The sequence below is a fragment of the Janibacter sp. GS2 genome (genome assembly GCF_051200835.1).
Classification (GTDB): domain Bacteria; phylum Actinomycetota; class Actinomycetes; order Actinomycetales; family Dermatophilaceae; genus Janibacter.
Genome location: NZ_CP195161.1, coordinates 2,170,945 through 2,195,583, shown reverse-complemented (window position 1 = coordinate 2,195,583; position 24,639 = coordinate 2,170,945). Strand labels below are relative to the sequence as shown.

At 70.6% G+C, this 24,639-nt stretch carries 25 protein-coding genes and 4 tRNA genes; 11 read left to right on the top strand and 18 right to left on the bottom strand.

All coding sequences use genetic code 11. The features are described from left to right. Positions 1-33: 33 nt before the first annotated feature. Together ACR9E9_RS10545 and ACR9E9_RS10540 are read right to left on the bottom strand one after the other, a co-directional pair. Positions 34-1,719, bottom strand: coding sequence for an ABC-F family ATP-binding cassette domain-containing protein (locus ACR9E9_RS10545; RefSeq protein WP_435198441.1), 1,686 nt, complete (start codon positions 1,717-1,719; stop codon positions 34-36). 68 nt (positions 1,720-1,787) lie between these two features. After that, on the bottom strand, positions 1,788-2,021 hold the full coding sequence (locus ACR9E9_RS10540) for a superinfection immunity protein (RefSeq protein WP_435198440.1): 234 nt from the start codon (positions 2,019-2,021) through the stop codon (positions 1,788-1,790). A gap of 105 nt (positions 2,022-2,126) precedes the next feature. Between ACR9E9_RS10540 and ACR9E9_RS10535 the strand changes: the two genes are divergently transcribed. Continuing rightward, positions 2,127-3,278, top strand: a complete 1,152-nt coding sequence (locus tag ACR9E9_RS10535) for a cysteine desulfurase family protein (protein ID WP_435198439.1) — start codon at positions 2,127-2,129, stop codon at positions 3,276-3,278. Here ACR9E9_RS10535 and ACR9E9_RS10530 read toward each other — a convergent pair. The 8 genes from ACR9E9_RS10530 to ACR9E9_RS10495 all read right to left on the bottom strand — a co-directional run bounded on the left by ACR9E9_RS10530 (position 3,241) and on the right by ACR9E9_RS10495 (position 9,322). Then, positions 3,241-4,362 carry a methyltransferase gene (locus ACR9E9_RS10530; protein WP_435198438.1) on the bottom strand — a complete coding sequence of 374 codons (1,122 nt, stop codon included), beginning with the start codon at positions 4,360-4,362 and terminating at the stop codon, positions 3,241-3,243. The two genes, ACR9E9_RS10535 and ACR9E9_RS10530, sit on opposite strands and share 38 nt — an antisense overlap. Positions 4,363-4,456: 94 nt before the next feature. Then, positions 4,457-4,834 carry a hypothetical protein gene (locus tag ACR9E9_RS10525; protein WP_435198437.1) on the bottom strand — a complete coding sequence of 126 codons (378 nt, stop codon included), beginning with the start codon at positions 4,832-4,834 and terminating at the stop codon, positions 4,457-4,459. Between the two features lie 51 nt (positions 4,835-4,885). Continuing rightward, positions 4,886-6,199, bottom strand: coding sequence for a DUF2254 domain-containing protein (locus ACR9E9_RS10520; RefSeq protein ID WP_435198436.1), 1,314 nt, complete (start codon positions 6,197-6,199; stop codon positions 4,886-4,888). 83 nt (positions 6,200-6,282) lie between these two features. After that, positions 6,283-6,359, bottom strand: a tRNA-Val gene (locus tag ACR9E9_RS10515). Positions 6,360-6,456: 97 nt separating this feature from the next. Beyond that, complete coding sequence (locus tag ACR9E9_RS10510) at positions 6,457-7,035, bottom strand: PGPGW domain-containing protein (RefSeq protein WP_435198435.1); 579 nt, start codon at positions 7,033-7,035, stop codon at positions 6,457-6,459. A 17-nt stretch (positions 7,036-7,052) separates the two neighbouring features. Further along, entirely contained in the window at positions 7,053-7,901 is an 849-nt protein-coding gene (locus ACR9E9_RS10505) for an aminotransferase class IV (RefSeq protein WP_435198434.1), read from the bottom strand. Next, on the bottom strand, positions 7,898-8,920 hold the full coding sequence (locus ACR9E9_RS10500) for a chorismate-binding protein (RefSeq protein ID WP_435198433.1): 1,023 nt from the start codon (positions 8,918-8,920) through the stop codon (positions 7,898-7,900). Before ACR9E9_RS10500 ends, ACR9E9_RS10505 begins: the two co-directional genes overlap by 4 nt. Before the next feature lie 9 nt (positions 8,921-8,929). Then, the gene (locus ACR9E9_RS10495; RefSeq protein WP_435198432.1) at positions 8,930-9,322 is read right to left on the bottom strand and encodes an MmcQ/YjbR family DNA-binding protein; all 393 of its coding nucleotides are present in this window, start codon (positions 9,320-9,322) and stop codon (positions 8,930-8,932) included. A 219-nt stretch (positions 9,323-9,541) separates the two neighbouring features. On the opposite strand from ACR9E9_RS10495, the gene ACR9E9_RS10490 reads away from it, so the two are divergent. Next, a complete protein-coding gene (locus ACR9E9_RS10490) occupies positions 9,542-10,399 on the top strand; it encodes a helix-turn-helix domain-containing protein (RefSeq protein ID WP_435198431.1) in 858 nt (285 codons plus the stop codon). A gap of 9 nt (positions 10,400-10,408) precedes the next feature. On the opposite strand, the gene ACR9E9_RS10485 is transcribed toward ACR9E9_RS10490, so the two are convergent. After that, the gene (locus ACR9E9_RS10485) at positions 10,409-11,218 is read right to left on the bottom strand and encodes a sigma-70 family RNA polymerase sigma factor (protein ID WP_435198430.1); all 810 of its coding nucleotides are present in this window, start codon (positions 11,216-11,218) and stop codon (positions 10,409-10,411) included. A gap of 206 nt (positions 11,219-11,424) precedes the next feature. On the opposite strand from ACR9E9_RS10485, the gene ACR9E9_RS10480 reads away from it, so the two are divergent. From ACR9E9_RS10480 to ACR9E9_RS10470, 3 genes are all read left to right on the top strand, one after another. Next, a complete protein-coding gene (locus ACR9E9_RS10480) occupies positions 11,425-11,739 on the top strand; it encodes a PRC-barrel domain-containing protein (RefSeq protein WP_435198429.1) in 315 nt (104 codons plus the stop codon). Positions 11,740-11,829: 90 nt separating this feature from the next. Beyond that, positions 11,830-12,528, top strand: coding sequence for an ANTAR domain-containing protein (locus ACR9E9_RS10475; protein ID WP_435198428.1), 699 nt, complete (start codon positions 11,830-11,832; stop codon positions 12,526-12,528). Positions 12,529-12,589: 61 nt separating this feature from the next. After that, positions 12,590-13,966 carry an NAD-dependent succinate-semialdehyde dehydrogenase gene (locus tag ACR9E9_RS10470; RefSeq protein WP_435198427.1) on the top strand — a complete coding sequence of 459 codons (1,377 nt, stop codon included), beginning with the start codon at positions 12,590-12,592 and terminating at the stop codon, positions 13,964-13,966. A gap of 30 nt (positions 13,967-13,996) precedes the next feature. Here the strand turns inward: ACR9E9_RS10470 and ACR9E9_RS10465 are convergent, their stop codons facing one another. Further along, positions 13,997-14,911, bottom strand: a complete 915-nt coding sequence (locus ACR9E9_RS10465) for a TetR family transcriptional regulator (protein WP_435198426.1) — start codon at positions 14,909-14,911, stop codon at positions 13,997-13,999. Between the two features lie 156 nt (positions 14,912-15,067). Here ACR9E9_RS10465 and ACR9E9_RS10460 point away from each other — a divergent pair, with 156 nt between their 5' ends. From ACR9E9_RS10460 to ACR9E9_RS10445, 4 genes are all read left to right on the top strand, one after another. Further along, a complete protein-coding gene (locus ACR9E9_RS10460; RefSeq protein ID WP_435198425.1) occupies positions 15,068-16,024 on the top strand; it encodes a cyclase family protein in 957 nt (318 codons plus the stop codon). A gap of 9 nt (positions 16,025-16,033) precedes the next feature. After that, a complete protein-coding gene (locus ACR9E9_RS10455; protein WP_435198424.1) occupies positions 16,034-17,680 on the top strand; it encodes a class I adenylate-forming enzyme family protein in 1,647 nt (548 codons plus the stop codon). Continuing rightward, positions 17,673-18,707, top strand: a complete 1,035-nt coding sequence (locus ACR9E9_RS10450; protein ID WP_435198423.1) for a phosphotransferase family protein — start codon at positions 17,673-17,675, stop codon at positions 18,705-18,707. The genes ACR9E9_RS10455 and ACR9E9_RS10450 overlap by 8 nt, the downstream gene beginning before the upstream one ends. Before the next feature lie 144 nt (positions 18,708-18,851). Continuing rightward, complete coding sequence (locus ACR9E9_RS10445) at positions 18,852-19,226, top strand: SHOCT domain-containing protein (RefSeq protein WP_435198422.1); 375 nt, start codon at positions 18,852-18,854, stop codon at positions 19,224-19,226. A 28-nt stretch (positions 19,227-19,254) separates the two neighbouring features. On the opposite strand, the gene ACR9E9_RS10440 is transcribed toward ACR9E9_RS10445, so the two are convergent. From ACR9E9_RS10440 to ACR9E9_RS10420, 5 genes are all read right to left on the bottom strand, one after another. Beyond that, positions 19,255-20,166: a formylglycine-generating enzyme family protein gene (locus ACR9E9_RS10440; protein ID WP_435198421.1), complete on the bottom strand. Its 912-nt coding sequence runs from the start codon at positions 20,164-20,166 to the stop codon at positions 19,255-19,257. Between the two features lie 60 nt (positions 20,167-20,226). Then, a complete protein-coding gene (locus ACR9E9_RS10435; RefSeq protein ID WP_435198420.1) occupies positions 20,227-20,862 on the bottom strand; it encodes a hypothetical protein in 636 nt (211 codons plus the stop codon). A gap of 105 nt (positions 20,863-20,967) precedes the next feature. Further along, positions 20,968-21,042, bottom strand: a tRNA-Val gene (locus tag ACR9E9_RS10430). A 30-nt stretch (positions 21,043-21,072) separates the two neighbouring features. After that, positions 21,073-21,143: transfer RNA gene (locus ACR9E9_RS10425), tRNA-Cys, on the bottom strand. 21 nt (positions 21,144-21,164) lie between these two features. Beyond that, positions 21,165-21,237 (bottom strand) — tRNA-Gly (locus tag ACR9E9_RS10420). A gap of 124 nt (positions 21,238-21,361) precedes the next feature. Here ACR9E9_RS10420 and ACR9E9_RS10415 point away from each other — a divergent pair. Next, the gene (locus ACR9E9_RS10415) at positions 21,362-23,023 is read left to right on the top strand and encodes an acyl-CoA dehydrogenase family protein (RefSeq protein WP_435198419.1); all 1,662 of its coding nucleotides are present in this window, start codon (positions 21,362-21,364) and stop codon (positions 23,021-23,023) included. A gap of 8 nt (positions 23,024-23,031) precedes the next feature. On the opposite strand, the gene ACR9E9_RS10410 is transcribed toward ACR9E9_RS10415, so the two are convergent. Then, positions 23,032-23,910: a polyphosphate kinase 2 family protein gene (locus ACR9E9_RS10410; RefSeq protein WP_435198418.1), complete on the bottom strand. Its 879-nt coding sequence runs from the start codon at positions 23,908-23,910 to the stop codon at positions 23,032-23,034. Positions 23,911-23,958: 48 nt separating this feature from the next. On the opposite strand from ACR9E9_RS10410, the gene ACR9E9_RS10405 reads away from it, so the two are divergent. Further along, positions 23,959-24,633, top strand: a complete 675-nt coding sequence (locus ACR9E9_RS10405) for a dihydrofolate reductase family protein (protein ID WP_435198417.1) — start codon at positions 23,959-23,961, stop codon at positions 24,631-24,633. The last annotated feature ends 6 nt before the right edge of the window (positions 24,634-24,639 follow it).

Below are 24,639 nucleotides of genomic sequence, written 5' to 3'. Positions count from 1 at the left end.
CCAGCCACCTGTTGTCGGGTCGGGGGCCGTCCGTCAGCGTGGGCGGGCGACCCGCCCCTCGTCCCAGACCGGAGCGTCGCTCTCGCGGACACGACCGTCCGCGCCGTAGACGAGGAAGCGATCGAAGCCGCGGGCGAACCACCGGTCGTGCGTCACGGCGATGACCGTCCCCGCGAAGGAGTCCAGCCCCTCCTCGAGCGCCTCGGCCGACTCGACGTCGAGGTTGTCCGTCGGCTCGTCCAGGAGCAGCACCGTCGCTCCGGACAGCTCGAGGAGCAGGATCTGCAGGCGGGCCTGCTGACCGCCCGAGAGCGACTCGAAGGTCTGCTCACCCGCGTGCGCCAGCTCGTACCGATCGAGCACCCGGCTGGCGGCCTCCCGTCCCAGGCCCGACCGGTGGTCGTCCCCCCGGTGGAGGATCTGCAGCAGGGTGCGTCCGATGAGCTCGGGGTGCTCGTGGGTCTGCACGAACCACCCCGGACGCACCCGGGCGCCGAGCCGGGCCCGACCGGTGTGCGCCACGGGCGCGATGACCGCCTCACCCACCGGCAGGTTCTCCGGCTCGGGGTCGCTGCCGCCGGCCGCGAGGAGGCGCAGGAAGTGTGACTTGCCCGAGCCGTTCGACCCGAGCACCGCGACCCGCTCACCGAACCAGACCTCCAGGTCGAAGGGCCGCATGAGGTCGGTGAGCTCGAGCGACTCGCACACCACGGCCCGCTTGCCGGTCCGGCCGCCGTGGAGGCGCATCGTCACCTTCTGCTCGCGTGGCTGCTCGCTCGGGGGCCCGTCCTCGACGAAGCGCTCCAGGCGGGTGCGAGCGGACTGGTACCGCGTGGCCATGTCGGAGTTGTACTTCGCCTTCTGCTTGTACATCAGTACCAGGGCCTTGAGCTTCGCGTGCTCCTCGTCCCAGCGCTTGCGCAGCTCCTCGAACCGGGCGAAGCGCTCCCTCCGGGCCTCGTGGTAGCTCCCGAAGCCGCCCGGATGCGTCCACACGTGGTTGCCGGCGCGGCCCAGCTCGACCGTGACGACCCGGGTCGCCGTGTTCGCCAGCAGCTCCCGGTCGTGGCTGATGAAGAGGATCGTCTTGTCGCACGCCCGGATCTGCCCCTCCATCCAGATCTTGCCGGGCACGTCGAGGTAGTTGTCCGGCTCGTCGAGGAGCAGCACCTCGTCGGGGCCACGGAGCAGGTACTCCAGGACGAGGCGCTTTTGCTCGCCGCCGGAGAGCGTGGTCAGCTCGCGGTACTTGCTGCGCTCGAAGGGGACGCCGAGGGCGGCGGTGGTGCACACGTCCCAGACGACCTCCTGGTCGTAGCCGCCCGCGTCGCCGTAGTCCGAGAGGGCGGTGGCGTACTGCATCTGGGTGCGCTCGTCGTCGGTCTCCATGAGCCGCAGCTCGAGGCGGTCGACCTCGGCGACGGCGCCGCGCACGGCCTGCGGAGCCACCGACAGCAGCAGGTCCGCGACGGTGGCCCGCTGACCCAGACCGGCGCCGACGTGCTGGCGCATGATGCCGAGGCCACCCGTGCGCGAGACCGATCCGGCGTGCGAGGGCAGCTCGCCGGTGACGATGCGCAGCAGGGTCGTCTTGCCCGCGCCGTTCGCCCCCACGAGGGCGACCTTGGCGCCCTCTCCCACGCGGAAGGAGACATCGTCGAGGAGCACCCGACCGTCCGAGAGCTCGTACCGGATCCCGGCCACATCGACATGTCCCACGAAGGGGGATCCTCCCCGATCCCGGGCCCGGGACCAATCGACTTTCGCCCGGCGGCGCGGGCCGGGGCTCAGCGCACGTCGAGGATGCGGTGCTCGCGGATCGACATGACCAGGGCGATGATCCAGCCCACGACCGTCCATCCGAGCAGGAGGTTGATCCAGAACACCGACCAGGCATTGTGGGTGCCTCGCACGGCGGCGATGGCCCACGGCAGCATGTAGCCGGCCGAGAGGATCGCGACGATGATCGCCACCGGCGCGCTGACGACTCGGGTCTTTTGATCGGTGACGATGCGTGGCATGGGTCCACCATAGTGCCGGTGGCTGGTCCCACCCTGACAAGAGGCGGTGGCTCTCGTCCCGCCGGTGGCGCACGATGGAGACCGGACGACACCGGGAGGGACGCCATGGACACGATGGGGCACGACCCGATCCACCTCGACCACAATGCGACCACTCCGGTGGCGCCCGGGGCCGCGGAGGCGATGTGGCCGTACCTGATGGAGCACTTCGGCAACCCCTCGAGCACCACCCCGGCCGGTGCGCGCGCCCGCGCCGCGGTCGACCGTGCACGTGAGCAGGTCGCTGCCGTCCTCGGTGCCCGACCGGACGAGATCGTCTTCACCAGCGGGGGCACCGAGGCGAACAACCTGGCGATCCGTGGCGTGGCCGGGGTCGCCACCTGTCGCACGGCGCTGACCTCGTCGGTCGAGCACCCCGCGACGCAGGCACCACTGGCCCATCTGCGTGACCAGGGGTGGCGGGTCCACGACCTCCCCGTGGATGCGCAGTGCCGCGTCCGGCTCGGCGAGGTCCCCACGACGCCGGTCGCCCTCGGCACACTGATCCTCGCCCACAACGAGACGGGGGCGATCCAACCCGTCGCCGACTTCGCCGAGAGGGTGCACTCCGCGGGCGGTGTGGTCCACACCGACGCCGCCCAGGCCGTCGGCAAGGTCCGCGTGTCGGTCGAGGACCTCGGCGTCGACCTGCTCTCGGTCGCCGGTCACAAGCTCTACGCCCCGAAGGGGGTCGGCGCCCTCTTCGTCCGGCGGGACACGACCCTCGCCCCCGTCCTGCGTGGCGCGCTGCAGGAAGGGGGCATCCGTCCCGGCACCGAGAACGTCCCCGGGATCGTGGCCCTGGGGGCGGCCGCGGAGCTCGCCGACAGCCTGCTGGACCATGAAGCCGATCGGCAGGCTGCCCTGCGGGACCGGTTGTGGAAGAGGCTCTCCCGCTCCGTCCCGGACCTCATCCGCGTCTCCCCGGTCACCGGCTGCCTGCCCAACACCCTCATGGTCGTCGTCCCCGGGCGCCTCGGCGCGGCCGTCCTCGAGGCCACCACCGCGCTGGCGGCCGCCACCGGCAGCGCCTGCCACAGCGGCGTGCACTCCCCCTCGTCGACGCTCCTGGCGATGGGCATCGAGCACGACACCGCGCTCGGCTCCCTTCGCCTGTCGCTGGGTCGCTCCACGACTCCGACGCACATCGAGCGCGCCGCCGACGCCCTCGTGGCCGAGATCACCTCGCCGCGTCGGCCAGCCGCCACAGCGAGGTGACCTCGGCCCGGCGGGCGGCATGGAGCGCGTCCTTGGCATCGGTGGCCCGCGGGTGCCGCGGGGCCGTGTCCCGTCGCTGCAGGACCTGCAGCCCGGCGGCGTCGATGCGGTCGAGGAGCTCGTCCCTCGTCCTCAGCCCCAGGTGCTCGGCGAGGTCGGAGAGGACGAGCCAGCCCTCTCCCCCGACCTCGAGGTGGTCGGCGAGCCCGTCGAGGAAGCGACGCAGCATGTCGGAGTCCGGGTCGTACACGCCCGCCTCGAGCATCGAGGTCGGCTCCCCCGGGAGCCAGGGCGGGTTGCACACGACGAGGTCCGCGCGGCCCGGCGGGTAGAGATCGGTCTCGGTGACGGTGACGATCTCCTCGTGGCCGAGCCGGGCCATGTTCTCCCGCGCGCTGTGCACTGCCCGGGGGTTGGTGTCGGTTGCCGTCACCCGTCGGGCTCCCCGTCGGGCCAGCACGGCGGCGAGCACTCCCGTGCCGGTCCCGAGGTCGAAGACCGAGGGTGCCTCTGTCGGCAGGGACGTCGTGGCGACGAGGTCGATGTACTCCCCCCTCACCGGGGAGAAGACGCCGTAGCCGGGGTGGATGCTCGCCCCGAGCGCCGGGACGTCCACCCCCTTCTCGTGCCACTGGTGCGCGCCGATCACGCCGAGGAGCTCGGTCAGGGCGATGCACCGCGGGGTGGTGGGTGCGCCGTACGCCTCGCGGCAGGCCTGGCGCACGTCGGGGGCCCGGCGCAGGTCGAGCGAGTGGTCGTCCTCGAGCTCGACGATGAGCCGTCCGAGGACGCGGGCGCGACGAGCCCGGGCCGCCCGGTGCGCGGTGAAGCCCGCATCGCCACGGGTGGTCTTCCTCGCCGCCTCCCGCTCGAGGCGCCGGTCCATCGCCCGAAGCAGCTGGCGGGCATTGTGGTAGTCACCGCGCCACAGCAGGGCGGTGTCCCCCTTCGCCAGACGGAAGGCGGCGTTGGCGGTGGTGGTGTCGTCCACGACGACGACCCGCGAGGGCGCGGGCGTGGAGCTCTCCGGGAGCCACTGCGCCGAGCGCTCGGCGCCGTCCTCCGTCCAGTGGATCGTGCCCATGGTGCACTCCTGGCTCGCGGGGTCGGCGCCGCGGGCCGACTGCTCGGGGCGCGATGATGGTGGCGTCAACGGACTCGACGAAGTGTAGAGCTCGTCAGAGGCCGGTCTGCGTGCCCAGCACGTCCCTGTCCGCGGGGATCGCGTCCGGGTCGTCCCCACCCAGGCTCGGACCCTCGGCGGCCGGGTCGTCCTCGCCGCCGAGGACGCCGCCGGCCTCCGGGGCGCCGTAGGCAGTCCCCTCCTCCGGTTCCTCCTGGGCGATCCTCTCGTCGATCGTCTCCTCGTCGGCCGGGTCGTCGTCGGTCTCGGCGTGGACGGGCTGGCTGGTCGGTGGGCTCCACGGGACGTCATCGGTCGACTCGGGCTGGTCGAGGTCGACCTGGGCCTGCTCCTCCTGCTCCTCCGTCCGGTCGAGGGTGCCGAAGCCCTCCTCCTCGCGGTCGATGTCCTGCTCAGGGTTGTGTTCGCTCATGGAGGCCACCGTGCCCCCCAGTCCCCGTCGGAGCAAGCCAGGGGTCGCTCGTCACACCTCTCGTGCGTCCTCGACGCCGCTCCTGCGGGCCACGCGCTGGGATGCGGCGTCGATCGCGCCCGCCCAGCGGGGCCGGGCGCAGCTGCGGAGGTCGTCCAGCATCGTGACGAGGCGCCGGGGGATCTGGATCGAGTCGCGGCCGTAGTGCGAGATCTCGTCGACCGCGAGGTCCAGCAGGACGCCGAAGGTCGGCAGCTGGTGGATCACCCGGATGTCACCGTCGGGGTCGGTCACGTACGAACTCGGCGAGTCGCGCACCGCGACCACCCGCAGCACCCGGTGGAGCTCGTCGAGGGTCTGCGCGGCGGTCGTCGGGTCGTTGATCCCGGGCGAGAGGGCACGCTCGGCGATGTCGACGAGCTGGCGGAACCCGAAGGCCACGTCCTGGACCATCGAGCGCTCCTCGCCCAGCCGGATCGCCCGCCCGATCGTTCGCCGCGCCGCCTCATCGAGATCGCGTGTGCCCCAGACCGTCGCGAGCTGCTGACCGGCGGCGACGAACTCGCCGAAGGCGATCTCCACCACGACGACGACGTCGGCATCCCGTGCGGTCCGCACCAGCGTCGGGTAGTCGATCGAGGTGACCAGGCCGTGACGGTCAGCGGCCACGACGTCGGTGCGGGTCGTCCCGGGCCGCGGCGACCACGTGGCGTGCGCGGGATCGGCCGCCTGATCCCCGCCGCCGTCCTGGTCGGTCGCGGTCGTGGCATCGGGGTAGACCCGCTCCGCCAGGGCCAGGGTCGACTTCCCGAGTCGCGAGACGATCCGTGAGACCTGGATGGAGCTGGTGATGGTGTGGATGAAGGCGAGGAAGTACCCGACGCTGACCAGGACCAGGACGAAGGCGAGCGTGACGGAGACGTCCGGGACGAAGGTCACGAGATCCTCGTTCCCGCCACGCACCGCGCGCATCACGGTCAGCGCGAAGATGAACGTCGCCATGAAGAATCCGAGGGTGCCCTGGGTGACCCGGCTGCTGAGGAACTCGGGAATGATCCGTGGGGTGAACTGGCTGCTCGCAAGCTGGAGGACGACGATCGTCACGGAGAAGACGAGACCGGTCACCGAGATCATCGCGCCGGCGATCGTGCTCAGCAGCGTCCGCGCTCCGTCCGGCCCGCCCTGGAACACGTAGGGCACGCTGCCGACGAGCGCCTCGTCGAGGGTCGGGATGACCACGCCTGCGACGAGGGCGAGGACACAGATCACCAGGGGCAGGACCCAGAACGGCCGCCACATCCGCCGCCACCACGGGTTGGAGGGCAGGGCGCGGATCGAGCTGCGTGCGCTCGTGGATGAGGTCATGGGCCCTGCTTCCTCGGACCCGACCCCCGGCCGGGTGCTGCCGACACCGTGAACGTACACGGCAGGGGATGACCATGCGCCGGTGGTGGACGTAAAGGGACTCGAACCCCTGACCTTTCGCGTGTGAAGCGAACGCTCTAACCAACTGAGCTATACGTCCGTGGTGCTCCCCGGACCAGCGTCCCGGCCGGGCAACCCGGGTAGATTACCCGGCGCAGTCCCCAGGGTGCCAATCGGCCCCCTTCGGCCGTCCCGGGTCAGGCCCGTGCGAGGCCCGGCACCTGCACGAGGAGGTCCTCGATGACGTCCGGGGTCCACGCCGGAACGCCGGTGAGGAGCAGCGCCAGCCAGAAGCAGAACCAGCCGAAGATCACCGAGAGGCACAGCAGCGGCAGCTTCGCCTTCCACGGCAGGGCCATCGAGTACTGCTCGAAGGCCTTGACCTCCGCCTTGACGAACTGCGTGACCCGGCGGGCCCAGATGAATTCGGTGCTCCAGAGGAAGAGGCCGATGAAGATCACGGCCCACCCGGGGCCGACGAGAGGCACCATCGGCAGGCCCAGGACGATCAGCGCGCCACCGAGCACCGCGATGAAGCTGCGGTAGACGGGCCCGGCAACCGCATTGGTGCGGATGGCCCGCCGCCAGCGGATCGGGTCCTCGTGGGCGTCCATCCGCCCGTCCGTGCCGAAGCGCAGGAGCAGCTCCCGTCGCACGATCGCATGCTGCTCCTCCCGCACCACCCGGTAGGAACGTCGCTCACCGTCGGGCGTACGGCCGCGCCCTCTGCCGGGCGCCACCTTCTCAGCGGCCCCTGCCGGGTCGTCGGTGGTCATCGTGCCTTCCGAGTGGCTCACGGGTTCACGGACTCGGCGGAGCCCTGCGCGAAGGCCTCCTGAATCCGCAGGGTCAGTGGTCCGGGCGCCGTCAGCTCCCGCCCGTCGATCGCGTGGACGGGCTGCGCGTCGCGCGTGCTGCTCGTGAGGAAGGCCTCGTCCGCCCTCTCCAGGACGCTGAAGGGCAGCGCCTCCTCGACGACCTCGATGCCGGCGGCGCGCGCGAACTCGATGGTCAGCTCGCGGGTGATGCCGGCGAGGCAACCGCTGTCCAGCGGGGGCGTGCGCACCACGTCGTCGACGACGACGAAGATGTTGCTGCCGGTCCCCTCGCACAGCTCGTCGCGGTTGTTCGCGAAGATCGCCTCGGTCCCGCCCTTCGCCTTGGCGTGGGCCAGCGCGATGACGTTCTCGGCGTAGGAGGTCGTCTTCAGCCCGGCGGTGGCGGCGCGCTCGTTGCGCGTCCACGGCACGGTGGCCACGGCGGTCGTCGCGGCCGGGGGGGCGGCCTCCGCCGCCGTGACGATGTAGCTCATGCCCTGCCCGCCCCGGTCGGAGCCGAGCGGCCCCGGCCCACCGGTGATCGTGTAGCGCAGGCGGCCGAAGCCGATGGGCTCGCCGGCCGCGAGCACCGCATCGATGCCCTCCTGCAGGACCGCACGGTCCGCCGGCTCGAGACCCAGCCCCCTGAGGGTGCGGTCCATCCGCGCGAAGTGACGCTCGGCGGCGAAGACCTCACCATCGACGACCTTGCACGTCTCGAAGGCGCCGTCCCCCACCGTGATGCCGTGGTCGAGCGCCGCCAGTGCCGGCTCATCCGCCCCCACCGTGCGTCCATTGACCCAGACCCGAACCTCGTTGCTCATGGACCCACTCTTCCAGATGCCAGACCCATGAGGACGCGGGTCTTCAGCTCGCACTCCGCCCACTCCCCCTTCGGGTCGGATGACCACGTGATGCCCGCGCCGGTACCGAAGCGGAGGCGACGCACCCCGTCCGGGTCCGTCATCGCGAAGAACGTGCGGATACCCACCGCGAGTTCCCCCCGCGGTCCGTCGGGGTGATCGGCGTCGATCCACCCGATCGCGCCGCAATAGGGACCGCGCGGCACCGGCTCGAGGTCCGCGATGGACTGCAGTGCGCTGGACTTCGGAGCGCCGCTGACCGACCCCGGAGGGAAGCTCGCCGCAAGGAGGTCCTCCCACCGGGCCCCCTCCCTCAGCCGGCCCGCGACATCACTGACGAGATGGACCAGCCCCGGGTGCGACTCCGGGGAGGCCAGCCGCTCCACGATCACGCTGCCCGGGTCACTCACCCGCTGCAGGTCGTTGCGCACGAGGTCGACGATCATGACGTTCTCCGCGACGTCCTTGGCCAGCATCTGCTCGATCGTCGGTGCGGTGCCCTTGATCGGGCTGGAGAGCAGCCGTGCACCGGACCGGGTGAGGTAGCGCTCCGGGGAGGCGGTCACGAGATCGATGCCGGCGGAGGGGACGTGCACGGTCCCGGCGAAGGGGGCGGGGTTGCCCGTCGCCAGTCGCGCCGCCAGGTCCGGCAGGTGGGCGTGCGCGGGCAGGGGCGCCTGCAGCATCGTCGTGAGGTTGACCTGGTAGACGCTGCCGGCGGCGATCCGCGTACGGATCTCCTCCACGCCGGCGAGGAAACCCTCCTCGTCGAGGCTGCGGGTCCACCCGCTCACGGCGGGCCAGCCGGCCGCGTCGCCGGGGGCGGGGCCGCCTTCCTCCTCGTGGCGGAAGCGGATCGCGGTGAGCTCCCCCTCGAAGGTCACGATCACGGCCCATCGCCCCCGCTCGAGGTCCGCCGGATCGTGGCTGACCTCGACGGGGTCGAACCATGTCGTGGCCCCGAATCGCGCGAACTCCACCGGCGCGGGTCAGCGGGCGTCGAGCTGGGCGATGAGGCGCCTGCCGGCAGTCTCACGGAAGGAGGTCTCGAGCAGCTCGGCGACCTCGTCCCAGTTGGTCTCCTCGTCCAGGTCGAGCCCCACCCAGCCGCTCGGGCCGAGGTAGGCCGGGCGGTAGCAGCGAGGGTCCTGAAGCAGCGCCCGGGCCTCGTCGGCGTCGGGGTGGATCACGAGCGACTGCGTGTGGGAGACGTGCTCACCGTCGACCGCGATCGTTCCGCCGTAGTACGCGAAGACCTTGGTGGTGAAGAACGCGGGGTGACCGTGGCTCACCTTCTCCCGGGCGCCGGGCAGATCGAGGGCCAGATCGCGGATGCGGTGCAGCAACGGATCGGACTCGTCGAACATCAGCGGGTGCGCCATGGTCCCCGAGCCTAGGGCCACCGGACGTCCTCGGGGCCGGCGAGCGGCAACCCACCGGCAAGTTCGGTGCAAGTGCTGGCCCGGTGGCCTCCGAGCGTCCTATCGTCGAACTCGTTGGTCAACGCTCCGGGGGGAGCTGGGCCGCCTCCCGTACCACCGGGAGGCGGCCCGTCGCTCGCTCACCGGGACGAGATCCCCCTTCTGCGGCAAGGTGGCCCCATGAACCATGCAGCACATGGCGGTCCCCTCCTCCGGCGCACCCGGCAGGCGAGGGGACGCACGCAGGACGAGCTCGGGCGGGACTCCGGCGTCAGTGTGCGCACCATCCGCGGACTCGAGCGCGGGGAGATCCGCCAACCGCAGATCGCCACCCTCCAGCAGCTCGTCGTGGCACTGCGCCTCTCACCCCAGGAGCAGGCCGAGTTCATGCACGCCTGGGCCACCCGGGAGCAGGCGGCCTTCGACACCCTCCTCGTCGACCCGACCGTCTCGGAGATGGAGCAGATCGACGCGATCACGCGGACCGGTCTCGGCGCCTACCGGGTCATCAGCCAGAACTGGCACACGACGATCGGCGCGAATCGGCGCCTGGCGACGACCCGCTGCCAGATCGCCCTCCAGGCGGTGGAGGACGGCCTCGAGCGGGTCTTCAACGTGCAGAACGGTGACGAGCACACCCGCGCCGAGCGCATGGATCTCGTGCCGCTGCGCGGCAGCAGCCTCGGCGGACGGTGGGACTTCCCGGACAGCAATGTCACCGTCTTCGGGGTGCACCTCCCCCGCCCGCTGGCGAAGGGGGACTGTCACGCCTACGAGTACGAGATCACCGCCGACCCCGACGAGGCCGGGGTGCTCGGCGAGTCCGACGGGTTCGTCTGGGGGTCGCCGCACACGGCCCGCGCCATCATCGTGTCGGTGCAGTTCGCCGAGCGCCCCGCGAGCGTGCGGCACGTGGCACGCGACCCCGGCGGTGCATTCGAGTACTTCGAGGAGATCAGCCTCGATGAGCACAACCACGCGGCGCTGGTCCTCGAGGACGCCGGTCCCGGGGCGCACGGCTTCACCTGGGCCTGGTGAGCGCCCCGGTCAGTCCTGCGGCGCCTCGATCGTCGTGCGCAACCGGGCGCAGATCGAGGTGAGGATCCGCGAGACCTGCATCTGGCTCACACCGATCCGCTCCCCGATCTGGCGTTGCGTGAGGTTGCGGGAGAACCGCAGGGTGAGGATGCGGCGTTCCCGGTCATCCAGGTCCTCCATCGCCGCCCGCAGCGAGATCAGGGTGACCACAGCGTCGTAGGCATCGTCGCTGTCGTCGGCGAGCGTCTCCGACATGGCGAGGCCGGACCCGTCACCGACCGGGACGTCCAACGAGGCGGCGCGGTAGCGATCGCCGGCAGCGCGAGCGGCGCGCACGTCCTCGACGGAGGTCTCCAGGCGAGCCGCGACCTCGGCGTCGGTGGCCTCCCGGTGCAGGTGCTGTCCCAGCGCTGCCGAGGTGTCCCGCACCCGCTGGTGCAGCTCCTGCAGTCCCCGGGGAGGACGGACCGCCCACCCGTGGTCGCGGAAGTAGCGCTTGAGCTCACCGGTGATGGTGGGCGTCGCGAAGGCAGTGAAGCCGTGACCGTGATCCGGTCGGAAGCGTCGCGCCGCCTGGACCAGGCCCAGCATGGCCACCTGGCGAAGGTCCTCGCGCTCGACGCCCCGGCCGTCGAAACGGCGGGCCAACGACATCGCGAGACCCCGGTTGTTGATCACCACCTGCTCACGAAGTCGACTGGCCTGGGCCTCGTCGGGCTCCGCGCACGCCAGCGCGAGCAGGTCGGTCGCCTCGCGGTCCCTGTGCTCGGCGGTGGTGCCGTGCGAGGTCCTCGCGGTGCCTTGCGATGTCACGGACATGGTGCGGCCTCTTCTGATGAAAGAACCACGCCAGCCACGGTCACGAGCCAACAGGTGCGATCAGCAAACCACAGCCGTGCGGGTCGCGCAACGACCGTGGACGCCACGGTCGTGACGGGTCCATGCATGAGCCGCCGTCCCCCGGGTAGGTCCGCATCAGTGCGGTCCGACCGGGGACCGGCAGCGGCGCAAGGAGGGGTCTCTTCGTGGACACGTCCGACGCGGCGATCTGTGCCTACCTGGGCCGGCGTGTCCGCAGCAGCACCGGAGGTGTCCTCGGCCGCGTCGACGACGTCCTCGCCGACGCCAGCTCACGCGTCCCGCAATGGCTGGTCGTCCGGGTGTCCGGCCCGCTCCCCAGGCATCGCGCCCTGCCCCTGGCGCTGCTGCTCGAGATGAAGCAGGGCCTCGTCGCACCGGTCTCGCGGCGCACGCTCGGACGGGCGCCCACGATAGCGTTGGGTGCCCACCTCACGGCGACGCAGGAACTGGCGCTGCGACAGTACTGGATGGACCAGTAGCGGGGCCCACGCACGGCACCGGCCGGTCGAGGGGGCATGCTCGTCCACACGACGTCGGTGCACCAGCGCCCCGACCCATGAAGGAGCACCATGCAGGACGACCAGATCGTGCGCATCGTCGAGCAGCTCAGCGCCGAACCGGAAGAGGACTACACCCTCCAACAGATCGTCGACCAGGCCGTGGCGAATGTCCCGGGGGCGGACATGTGCAGCGTCTTCGTGCGCCACGGCAGGAGGGTGGACGTGGGCGCCACCACCGACCCCGTCGCCGCGCGCATCGACGACCTCCAGTTCCAGCTCGACGAGGGCCCGTGCCTGACGGTGCTCACCGACCACGAGATCGCGAGGGTGGGCGACACCCACGCGGATGAGCGATGGCCGACCTGGAGCGCGGCCTCGCGGGAGGAGGGTGTGCGGTCCTCGTTGAGCGTGCGCCTGACCTCGATCTCGCCCCTCTTCGCCTGTCTGAACATGTACTCGCGGGTCGCGGACGGCTTCGACGACGACGACGTCGACCATGCCCTGGTGTACGCACGGCTGGCGTCGGTGGCGATCAGCCAGGCGCGCGAGATCGGCGGTCTGCGGAGCGCGCTGCAGAACAGACTCGTCATCGGCGCAGCCCAAGGAATTCTCATGGAGCGGTACGGGTTGAGCCTGGAGCGCTCCTTCGAGGTCCTGCGGCGTCACTCCAACGAGAGCAACACCAAGTTGCGCGAGGTCGCCCAGGGCGTCGTCGACGGCGTGGGTATCCATCCGGCAGCCGCTCGAGACGGCGCGATGGCCCCGTAGCCCACCGGCATCGCGGACCGACCGCGCTGCCGCGGCCACCGATTCACCACGAGAGGACGACATGGCGAACTATCGCACTGACAACCCGACGACCGGAGAGGTCGAGCGCACCTTCGACGAGCTCGACCGTGACGGCGCCATCGCTGCGGTGTCGCAGGCGCACAGCGCCCACGAGAGCTGGCGTTCGGTGTCCGCCGAGGAGCGGGCCGCGGTCCTGCGCCGCGCCGCTGACCTCTACGACGAGCGCGCCGACGAGCTCGCCCGCACCATCGCCGTCGAGATGGGCAAGCCCGTCAAGGAGGCGAAGGGAGAGGTGCAGCTGGCCGGGTCCATCTACCGGTGGTACGCCGACCACGGCCCCGAGCTGCTGCGCGAGGAGGAGCTCGAGCCGCAGGGCGCTCTGCGCAGTGTCGTGCGCAAGGAGGCCGTCGGCGTCCTCCTCGGCGTCATGCCGTGGAACTTCCCCTACTACCAGGTGGCCAGGTTCGCCGCACCCAACCTCATGATCGGCAACACGGTCCTGCTCAAGCACGCCGGGATCTGCGCTGCATCGAATGCGCTCATGGAGGAGATCCTGCTGCAGGCCGGGCTCCCGGAGGGCGGCTTCGTCAACCTCCTGGCCCCGAGCAAGATCATCCCCGACGTCATCGCCGACACGCGCGTGCAGGGGGTCTCGCTCACCGGCAGCGAGGCGGCCGGCGCATCGGTCGCCGAGGCGGCGGGCAAGAACCTCACCAAGTCGGTCCTCGAGCTCGGCGGCTCCGACGCGATGTTCGTGCTCGACGCGGCCGACGTCGATGCCATGGCCAAGACGGCGGCCCGTGCCCGCCTGTCCAACTCGGGCCAGGCGTGCAACTCACCCAAGCGGATGTTCGTCGCCGACGAGATCCACGACGAGTTCGTCGCGGCACTGACCCGGCACGTCGAGAAGACGGTCGTCGGGGACCCGCTGGAGGCATCGACCCGGATGGGGCCGATGTCCTCCACCCAGGCGCGTGACGACCTCGACGAGCAGGTGCAGGACGCCATCGCGAAGGGAGCGACCGTGCACACCGGCGGGAAGGTGCAGGACGGTCCCGGCGCCTTCTACGCACCGACGGTCCTGACCGACATCACCCCCGAGATGCGCGCTTGGGAGGAGGAGCTCTTCGGCCCCGTGGCGATGGTCTACCGGATGACCGACGTCGACGCGGCGCTGGAGCAGGCCAACGCCTCCCCCTTCGGCCTGTCCGGGTCCGTCTGGAGCGACGACCCGGAGAAGGCCGCCGAGGTCGCGGCCCGCCTCGACGTCGGCATGGCCTACGTCAACGAGCACGGCACGACCCTGCCCGGCCTCCCCTTCGGCGGGGTCAAGCGCTCGGGCTACGGTCGTGAGCTCGCCGAGGACGGCATGAACGAGTTCATCAACCGCAAGCTCGTGCGCGTCGCCGCCAAGTAGGCACGACGACCTCCCGGATCCGAGGGCCCCTCACCCAGGTGTGAGGGGCCCTTGGCGTGGTCGGAGGGACTCGTCGCACCGCACGAGATCGAGAGCGAAGTCGACGTACTGACCGGCGAGCTCTTCCGGGGTCGACGGCCCGTCGGACCGGTACCACTGGGCCATCGAGGTGCACATCGTCACCACGCTCCGCGCGGCCTCGTGCGGCCGGTCGGTCGCGAAGACCCCGGCCCGGCAGGCGGCCAGGAGCTCGACGTCCACCTTGGCCTGCTCGGTCGTGCGCAGCTGGGCGATGCGTTGCCGGGCCGGCTGCGCCAGGCTGCGCATCTCGGAGGCCCCGATGAAACCGAGCTCCCGGCGGTGGGTGTGGAAGAGCGCGAGGCACTCCACGAGCTTCGCGAATCGGGTCCACGGCTCGTCGGGCGCTGACCGGGCGGCGGTCGTCCGTCCGGCCAGCTCGGACATGGTCCGGTCGAAGAGCGCCACGAGCATCTGCTGCTTGCTCTCGTAGTAGTGATAGAGCCCGGCCACCGAGAGGCCGGCCCGCTCGGCGATCCCGCGCATGGTCGAGCCGTGGTAGCCGAACTCGAGGAAGGACTCGAGGGCGCCGTGGAGCGCGGGGTCGAGGATGAGCGCGTCGTACGAACGCCAGCCCTCGAGGTGGTTCCCCGGGCCCGCGAACCCCCGCACGAGCCAGCGCCCGTCATGGATCGGCTGTCCGACACCGGTGAGCAGCAGGTCAGCGCGCACACCGAGGGCGTCGGCCAGCTGGACGACACGGTGCGAGGAGGTCCCCACCTTCCCGTTCTCGATGGCGCTGAGGGTGCCGACGCTCGTCCCCATCTCACGGGAGAGCTGGCGCAACGTCATCCCCCGGCGTTGACGCAGGTCGCGCACGCTCCCCCCCAGCGCCAACCGGTGGCTGGGTGTGCCCTCGACGTTCATGCCGATCTCCCGTCGGTGTTCAGTATTACTGAACCAGATTACTCCGTCGCTCCATTGACACCCCGCCCGACACAGGCCAGCGTGGTGCTGTCACGAAGCGCACCCGAGCATACGTTCGGCTGAGCGCGACTTCGTCACCATGCTCGAGGAGGAGCCATGACCGACACAGTGCAGCCCCTGACCGACCTGCTCAAGGATGCCCCCAGCAACTGGGGCAAGTGGGGACCGGACGACGAGGTGGGCAGCTTGAACTACCTCGGTCCCGAGCAGGTCATCGCCGCCGCGGGCCTCATCCGCAGTGGCAAGGTCTTTCCCATCCAGCGCCTCATCTGCGACCCGAAGGGGGACCCCGTCTGGCCGAGCCGCAAGCCGGCCGTCCGCACCCAGATCATGGACGAGGCCACCTGGGACGGCGACGACGCGCCCCAGTTCCCCGGTGGACTGCACTACGCCGACGACAAGATCGAGTGCTTTCTCCAGGGCTCGACCCAGTACGACGCGCTCGGTCACGTCTGGTACGACGACAAGCTCTGGAACGGGTTCGATGCCCGCTCGACCGTCGGCGGCATGGAGAAGGCCAGCGTCCAGCCGATCGCCGATCGCGGCGTCGTCGGCCGCGCCGTCCTGCTGGACATGGCCCGCTACCGCGGCAAGGACTACCTCGAGTCCGCCGAGACGTACACGCACGAGGACCTGATGGCCTGCGCCCGCGAGCAGGGCGTCGAGCTCCGCAAGCGCGACATCCTGCTCATCCGCACGAACTACCTGCAGAAGTTCTTCGAGGTCGGCGACGCGTTCTACGAGAACTTCTGCGAGCCCGGGCTCGTCTACAGTCACGAGCTGGTCCAGTGGTTCGCGGACATGGAGATCCCCAACCTCGTCACCGACACGATCGCCAACGAGGTGACCACGGACCCCAACAACGGTGCCGCACTCGTCCTGCACAACGCCCTCATGCGCAATCTCGGCGTGGCCTTCACCGAGATCGTGGAGCTCGAGGACCTCGCGTCCGACTGCGCCGACGACGGCGTCTACGAGGTCTTCTACGCGGCCGCGCCCCTCAAGGTGGCCCAGGGCAGCGGCTCCCCGGTCAACCCGATCGTCATCAAGTAAGGAGCGTGCATGTCCGCGTACGACGAGAAGCCGTGGCTGGGCCTGTACGGCGACCAACCCCACGAGGTGCGCCCCGAGCACCCGAGCGCGCTCCACATGTTCCGCGCGGGCCTGGAGCAGGACCCCGACGGCGCGGCGATCCGCTACTTCGACGGGGTCATCACCCGACGTGAGCTCGACGGTCTGAGCGATGCCCTCGCCAGCGGTCTGCTCGCTCGTGGCTTCCGCACCGGGGAGCGGGTCGCGGCCTACCTGCAGAACGTCCCCCAGTTCCTCATCGCGGCACTCGGGGCCTGGAAGGCAGGCGGCGTCCTCGTCTCCATCAACCCGATGAGTCGCGAGCGCGAGCTGCGCCACCTCCTGCAGGACTCCGGCGCAACGGTCCTCGTCTCGCTCGAGCACCTCTACGACCAGGTCGCCCGGACCGTCGTCCCGGACACGCAGGTGGAGCTCGTCCTCACGACGAGCGAGCTCGAGTACCAGACGGAGGCGGATCCGCGGCTCTTCGAGGGGGTCACCCGGCAACGTCACGAGGGCACGACCGACCTGGCCACCCTGCTCGAGCACCATCGTGGTGAGACTCCCCCTCCCCAAGAGCTCGGGCCGGACACGGTGGCCTTCCTGACCTACACGTCAGGGACCACCGGCCTGCCGAAGGGAGCGATGAACACCCACGGGAACGTCGTCTTCACCGCGGCGATCTACCGCGACTGCGCGCGCTTCGAACCCGGCGGCTCGGTGTTCGGGGTCGCTCCCCTGTTCCACATCACCGGGCTCATCGGGCACATCGCGATCAGCTTCCTCTCCCCCATCCCGCTCGTCCTCGCCTACCGCTTCGACGCCGCGGTGGTGCTCGATGCCTTCCTCAGGCACCGGCCGACGTACACGATCGGGGCGATCACCGCGCTCAACGCCCTGCTCAACCACCCGGGCTTCACCCGGGAGCACTTCGCCTCCTTCCGCTCGGTGTACTCCGGAGGCGCCGCGATCTCGCCCACGGCAGAGAGGGCCTTCCACGCAGCCACCGGGTTGCAGGTGCACAACGCCTACGGACTCACCGAGACGACGAGCCCCATGACGCTGACCCCCTTCGGCTCGGTGTCCCCCGTCGATCCGGCCTCCGGCGCGCTCTCCGTGGGGGCACCTGTCCCCTCGACCGTGGTCCGGATCCAGGACGACGAAGGGAGGGACCTCCCGCTGGGCGAGATCGGGGAGATCGTCGCCGATGGGCCCCAGGTCATCTCGGGCTACTGGAACAAGCCGGAGGAGACCCGCGCGAGCATCCCCCACGGCCAGCTGCACAGCGGTGACGTCGGGTTCATGGACGAGGCGGGATGGATCTTCATCGTCGACCGCAAGAAGGACATGATCAATGCCTCCGGGTACAAGGTGTGGCCCCGCGAGGTCGAGGACGTCCTCGCAGAGCACCCGGCGGTCAGGGAGGCCGCAGTGGTCGGGGTGCCGGACGAGAAGCGCGGGGAGACCGTCAAGGCCTACGTGAGCCTGCACGAGGGCCAGCGGGTCGACCCGGACGAGATCATCGCGCACTGCAAGGAGCGGATGTCGGCGTACAAGTATCCGCGACAGCTCGAGATCATCGAGGAGCTGCCGAAGACGGTGACGGGCAAGATCCTGCGACGGGAGCTGCGTGACTGACGAGGCCCCGTCGGTCGACGACCCGCCCGGCCTGGCCGTGGGGCCACTGACGCGGTACCTCGGCGCCCACGCGCCCGGTCTCCTGCCGGGGCCGGTCACCGCCTCGCTCCTCGCCGGGGGACGGTCGAACCTCACCTACCTGCTCACCGACGGCGACCGCCGTTGGGTGCTGCGACGACCGCCCCTCGGGGTCGCGCTCGAGACCGCCCACGACATGGGCCGGGAGTACCGGATGCTCGAGGCCCTGCACCGCTCGCCGGTGCCGGTGCCGCGCCCGGTCCACCTGGCCGGTGACGCGGGCGCCCGGGCCGTGGGCGCCCCCTTCTACATCATGGGCTTCGCCGAGGGGGTGGTCCCCCGGTCGGTCGACGACCTGCGCGCGGTCGGCGACCCGGCAACGCTGGGCCGGGGCCTCATGTCCTGCCTGGCGGATCTGCACGCCCTCGATCCCGGGTCCGTGGGTCTGGGTGACCTGGGCCGACCCGACGGCTACCTGACGCGCCAGATCGATCGGTGGCTGCGTCAGGTCGCGGCCGGCGGGTCAGACCGCCTCGCGCCCTTCGAGGACCTGGCGAGGCGCCTGCGGCAGGGCCAGCCCGCCACCCAGCGCACCACGCTGGTGCACGGGGACTACCGACTCGACAACGTCGTCCTCAACACCGACGGCGGCATCGAGGCGGTCCTCGACTGGGAGATGGCGACCCGCGGCGACCCGCTCGCGGACGTCGCGTCGACGCTCGTGTGGTGGGACGGCATGACCGGACTCGACTCCCCCGTCGCGGCCCATCCGGGGGACGTCACCGGATTCCCCGGCCGTGACCGGTTGCTGCGCTCCTACGGCGAGTCGAGCGAGCTCGATCTGGGGGCCCTCGACTGGTACCTCGGCTTCGCCTTCTTCAAGATCGCGGCGATCTTCGAGGGCATCCGCCGCCGTGATGACGAGGGCCTGACCGTCGGCTCCGGGTTCGACCGGCTCGGTCCGCTCGTGCCACCCCTGCTGGAGCGGGCGAGCGACTCCCTCCGGTGAGGGAGAGGCGACAAGGCCGCCGAGCACGACTGCAGGGTCACGCGATTCGGGTCATGGACGTGGGCGACCGGTGCTGACAGGATCAGCACCCTGACAGAGGGTCGATCACACGGATCACCCTCGTAAACCCTTGGGAGACCATCGATGTCGTTCTGGGACGTGCTCTGGCTCATCATCGTGAGCTTCGGTTTCATCTTCTACCTGGTGATGCTGTTCTCGATCATCGGCGACCTGTTCGCCGACCACGAGACCAAGGGCATCGTCAAGGCCGTGTGGGTGGTGCTGCTGTTGTTCCTCCCGCTGCTCACGGCGCTGGTCTACCTCATCGTGCGTGGCGACGGGATGGCCCGGCGCCGGGCCCGGTCGGTGCAGTCGGCCGTGGACTCCCAGGAGGCCTACATCAAGTCGGTGGCCACCTCCTCCCCTGCCGAGCAGATCCAGAAGGCCAAGGGTCTGCTCGATGAGGGCACCATCACCCAGGAGGAGTACGACGCACTCAAGAGCAAGGCGCTGAGCTGACCCGAGTCCGCGTCCCGGCCCCGGCGGGTCAGGGACGCGGACCGGCGACCCGGAAGCCGATGTTTCCCGTGGTGCTGTCGGGCGTGTTCGAGCTGCGGGAGTCCACCCGGTACCGCCAGCAGTAGCTCTCGTGACACAGGTAGGAGCCGCCCCGCATCACCTTGGTCCGGCCAGCATCGGGTCCGCGCGGGTCACGTCTCGGGGACCGTGCGTAGTACGTCGGGTCGAACCAGTCCGAGCACCACTCCCAGACATTTCCGGTGGCTTCGTGCACGCCGAGATCATTGGGCGGGTACGCGCCGACCGCGCAGGTTCCGACCCATCCGTCCTCCCCGGTGTCGTGACGCGGGAACTGCCCCTGGTAGACGTTCATCCGGTGCCGACCTGCCGGCTCTCGCTCATCACCCCACGGGAAGTGTGAGCCTTCTCGTCGACCCCGCGCAGCGCGCTCCCACTCGGCCTCGGTGGGCAACCGCGTGCCGCTCCAGGTGCAGAACGCCATCGCATCCTGCCAACTGACGTGGACGACCGGATGATCACCCCGGCCGTCGAGATCACTGTGCGGCCCCTCGGGGTGGCGCCAGTCGGCGCCGATGACTTCACGCCACCACGGAGCCGCAGCAACGGCTCGGGTCGGCGGGAAGTCGTCGGGCAGCAGCCCGGCGAAGACGAAGGAGTTCCCGAAGACCTCCGCCGTCGAGCGGTACCCGGCGTCGCTGACGAACGCGGCGAACTCGTCATTGGTCACCGCGTACCGCCCGAGGGTGAACTCGCCGATCTCGACCGGATGCGCTGGCCCCTCCCCGTCCTCGCGGTAGCCGTGCGGGTCGTCGGTACCCATGACGAAGGAGCCGCCCGGGACGAGGACCAGGTCACGGTCCGGCCCATCGGCTGCTCGCTCGTGGTCCGCGGCAAGACTGGGAGAGTCCGCCGAGGCCACGTCCGAGGGGGTGCTGACGGGACGGCTCGGGCCGCAACACGCACTCATGTGACCCCGCGCTCAGATGAGCTTGGGCAACAGGGCGAGGAAGACGATGCCGACGAGCATCAGGGTGGCGGTCATGCCCACGAGGGTCCACGACAGCAGGTGTGAGCGGATCCGGGTGGCGATCGCGGCGAAGAAGAGCACCAGGGCGAAGAGGACGGTCATGAGGGTGTAGCGGTCGCCGCGTGCGTTGTCGGAGACCGCACGGTCGAAGATGGCGTCGGCGCGGGCATCCGCGGCTGCCGCTTCCGTGCTCCCGGGCGGGACGTAGGCGTCGAGGGCGAAGGGGCTCTGCGGCGCCGAGGCGTTCGTCAGTGGCTTCATCGCCGTCCACTCGTCGAAGGCCACGACGAAGTGGGGGGTGAACCGGTCCTCGGCGAACTGGGCGAGCTTCTGGTCATCCTGGGCGACGGCCTCCAGGTAGATGCCGAAGATCTGCAGGTCGGTGGCCCGCGCCGCGTCGGCGTGGGCGGCCTGCCGGGACGCCTCGATCCGCTGGGTGGACGCCTTCGAGAAGTTGGTGGACATGCTGCCACCCCACTTGCTGCTCTCGAAGCCGCTCCACGCGGTGAGCACGGCCGTCAGGGACAGCACGATGACGACGATCGTCTCCCGGACGCGTCCGGCATGTTCTTCGGTCTCGGCAGCCACGGCAGGAGAATAGCGGACCCGACCGGGCCGGCCACACACGGACCGTGGGCACACGACCAGGGCCCCCTCCCCGGCTGGTCGCCGTGGAGGGGGCCCTGGTCCACCTGGTGGGCGATACTGGGATCGAACCAGTGACCTCTTCCGTGTCAGGGAAGCGCGCTACCGCTGCGCCAATCGCCCGAGACCATGCTCGGTGTCCAGCAATGTCCGAGGTGGAGACGGGATTTGAACCCGTGTAGACGGCTTTGCAGGCCGTTGCCTCGCCTCTCGGCCACTCCACCATGAAGGCGGTGAACCTTCCGAGCGGATGACCGGGTTCGAACCGGCGACCTCAACCTTGGCAAGGTTGCGCTCTACCAACTGAGCTACATCCGCACTCACGCCGTCCGCATCTCTGCGTTGGCGTGCGGAGTGACAGTAGCCCAAACTTTCGCCAGATTCCAAACCGGCGGTGAGCCGACCCGCAGATCGCGGATTCTCGTCCCCGTAGGGTGCGGTCATGCCTACTCACGAGGTCACCAACCAGGTACCGCCGATGAGCGGTCGCAACGTCTTCTCGGCGGACCCGGTCCTCTCCGAGGGGGTCCGTCGCTGGGTCCCGGCGAGGCACGGGGACGCCGCTGTGGGTGAGCTCACCGACCTCGGTCAGCTCGCCGGCTCGGACGAGGCCGCTGAGTGGGCCGACCGCGCCCACCGCAACACCCCACGCCTGGTCACCCACGACCGGTGGGGCCACCGCATCGACGAGGTCGAGTTCGACCCCGCGTGGCACGAGCTGATGCGCGTGGCAGCCGGTGCGGGTCTCACGGGGCAGGCGTGGACGCAGGAGGAAGGGAGCGGCGCCCACCTTCGTCGAGCGGCCGGGGTCATCACGTGGAGCCAGGCGGAGCCGGGCCACATCTGCCCGATCACGATGACCAACGCGGCGGTGCCCGCCCTTCGCCACTCCCCCGAGCTCGCGGCCCGCTGGGAACCGCTGCTCGCCTCCCGCGAGTACGACTTCGGCCTGCGCGAGGCGACGAGCAAGGCCGGGGCCATCGCCGGCATGGGCATGACCGAGAAGCAGGGCGGGTCCGATGTGCGCGCCAACTCCACCCGCGCGGTGGCCACCCCCGGAGGCCCCCTGACCGGGTCCAGCTACCGCCTGACCGGCCACAAGTGGTTCTGCTCGGCGCCCATGAGCGATGTCTTCCTCGTCCTCGCCACGACCACGCCCGGGGCGGCGCCCAGCTGCTTCCTCGTCCCGCGCGTGCTCGAGGACGGGACGCGCAACCCCTTCGCGCTCCAACGCCTGAAGGACAAGCTCGGCGACCGCTCCAATGCCTCCTCCGAGGTGGAGTTCGACGGCACCTGGGGCGCGCTCGTCGGCGAGGAGGAACGCGGGGTCCGGGCGATCATCGACATGGTCTCCACGACCCGCCTGGACTGCATCCTCGGCTCGGCCGCGACCATGCGCGCCGCCCTGACGAAGGCCGTGCACCACACCCGTCACCGGACCGCCTTCGGCACGACGCTCGTCGACCAGCCGCTCATGCGCAATGTCCTCACCGATCTCGTCCTCGAGTCCGAGGCGGCGACGCTGCTCGGCCTGCGCCTGGCGCACGCCCTCGACGAGGGCGACACCGAGCTGACCCGGCTCGGCGTCGCCGTCGGGAAGTACTGGGTGTGCAAGCGCACCGCGCCCTTCGTCGCGGAGGCGCTGGAGTGCCTCGGTGGCAACGGCTACGTCGAGGAGCACGGGATGGCACGGCTGTACCGCCAGGCTCCGCTGAACTCGATCTGGGAGGGCTCGGGCAATGTCAATGCCCTCGATGTGCTCCGGGCGATCTCGAGGGAACCGGCCTCCCTCATGGCCCTCTTCAAGGAGGCCTCGGTCGCCCGCGGCCAGCTCCCGGCGCTGGACTCGGCCCTGGACGACCTCGAGCGTGACGTCAGCGAGCTGACGACCCGTGGAGCCGACGAGCTGGCCAGCGGGGCGCGCCACCTCGTGGAACGCCTCGCCACGACCCTCCAGGCGAGCCTCATGGTCACCCACGCGCCCGAAGAGATGGCCGAGGCCTTCGTCGGCTCGCGGCTCGGCGGGGCCAAGGGCGCGACCTTCGGCACGCTCGACCCGGGGATGGTGACGTTGGCCGGCGCGAGGTCGATCGAGCGCGCGTGAGCTGACGCTCAGCTGTCCTTGAGGCGCTCCTGCTGCTGCTCGACGTCGAAGCTCGCCTCGGGCCACTGTGGGTCGAGCGCCTCGAGGTGCTCCTTGAGCAGGGTCATCACCGCGAGGCGCGCGTACCACTTGCGGTCGGCCGGCACGACGTACCAGGGCGCGACGTCGGTGGACGTCTTGTCGATGACGGCCTGGTAGGCCTGCGCGTAGTCGTCCCAGTACTCGCGCTCGTCGATGTCTCCCGGGGTGAACTTCCAGTGCTTCTCGGGACGCTCGAGGCGCTCGGCGAGACGCTCCTCCTGCTCCTCCTTGCTGATGTGCAGCAGCACCTTGATGATCGTCGTGTCCTGGTCGGCCACACTCTCCTCGAAGGTGTTGATCTGCCCGTAGCGACGCGCCCACTGCGCCCGGGGCACGAGGTCGTGGACGCGGACGACGAGCACGTCCTCGTAGTGGCTGCGGTCGAAGACGCCGATCTGCCCGGCGGTCGGCAGGGCCTTGCGGATGCGCCACAGGAAGGGGTGCTTCTGCTCCTCGGCGGTCGGTGCCTTGAAGGAGGTGATGTCGACGCCCTGCGGGTCGACCGCGCCCACGACGTGGCGCATGATCCCACCCTTGCCCGAGGTGTCCATGCCCTGCACGACGAGGAGGATGCTGCGCGTGCCGCCGGCGACGGACTCGGCGAACAGACGCTCCTGCAGGTCCGAGACGGCCGCGACCAGGTCGTCCAGCGCCTCCCGGCCATCGCTCTTGTCACCACCGAAGGCCGGGGTGCTGCGCGGGGCGATGCCGGCGAGCTCGGTGCCCGGATCGGCTCGCAGCGCATCGCTGAAGGGTGTCGTCGACTCCGGGGCCTTCTTCGTGCCCGACTTCTTCTTCTTGCCCATGACCGCATCCTGTCACCGCGGGGACACCCGTGGGGCACACTGACCCGCATGCGCGTCCTGCTCGCCGACCACACCGCCGCAGCGGTCACCCCCGGCACGACCATCGACGAGGGCGGGATCGATGCGCTCTATGCATCGGACCACCGCCTCGTGAGGCTGAACTTCGTCACCACCCTCGACGGCGCCGCCAACGGGCCCGACGGACGCTCGGGGACGATCAACTCGCCGGCCGACCACCGGGGTTTCGCCGCGATGCGACGCGCCGCGGACGTGCTGCTCATCGGCGCGGGCACGGCCCGCGCCGAGGGCTACGGGCCGGCGAGGACCCCGATGGTGGTCGTCTCGACCCGCGCGGAGCTGCCGGAGAGCGCGCGCGGCCCGGGCGTCGTGCTCGCGACCACCCGGGCCTCGGGCGCCGTCGAGGGTGGGGCCACCTGGATCTGCGGGCAGGAGCGGGTCGACCTGGCCACCGTCGTGGCCCGCGCCCGGGAGACCTTCGGCCCCCACGTCCTCTGCGAAGGGGGTCCCACCCTCGCCTCCGAGCTGGTCGCCGCCGACCTCGTGGACGAGCTCGCCCTGTCCTGGACCCCCCAGCTGATCGGGGGCGGCCGCGGGACGCACCCGCGGATCCTCGACGGCACGGACGTGGAGGTCGACCTCACCTGCCGGCACCTGCTCGAGGAGGACGGCACCCTCCTGGGCCTGTGGCGCGTCGAGCGCTGAGACCGG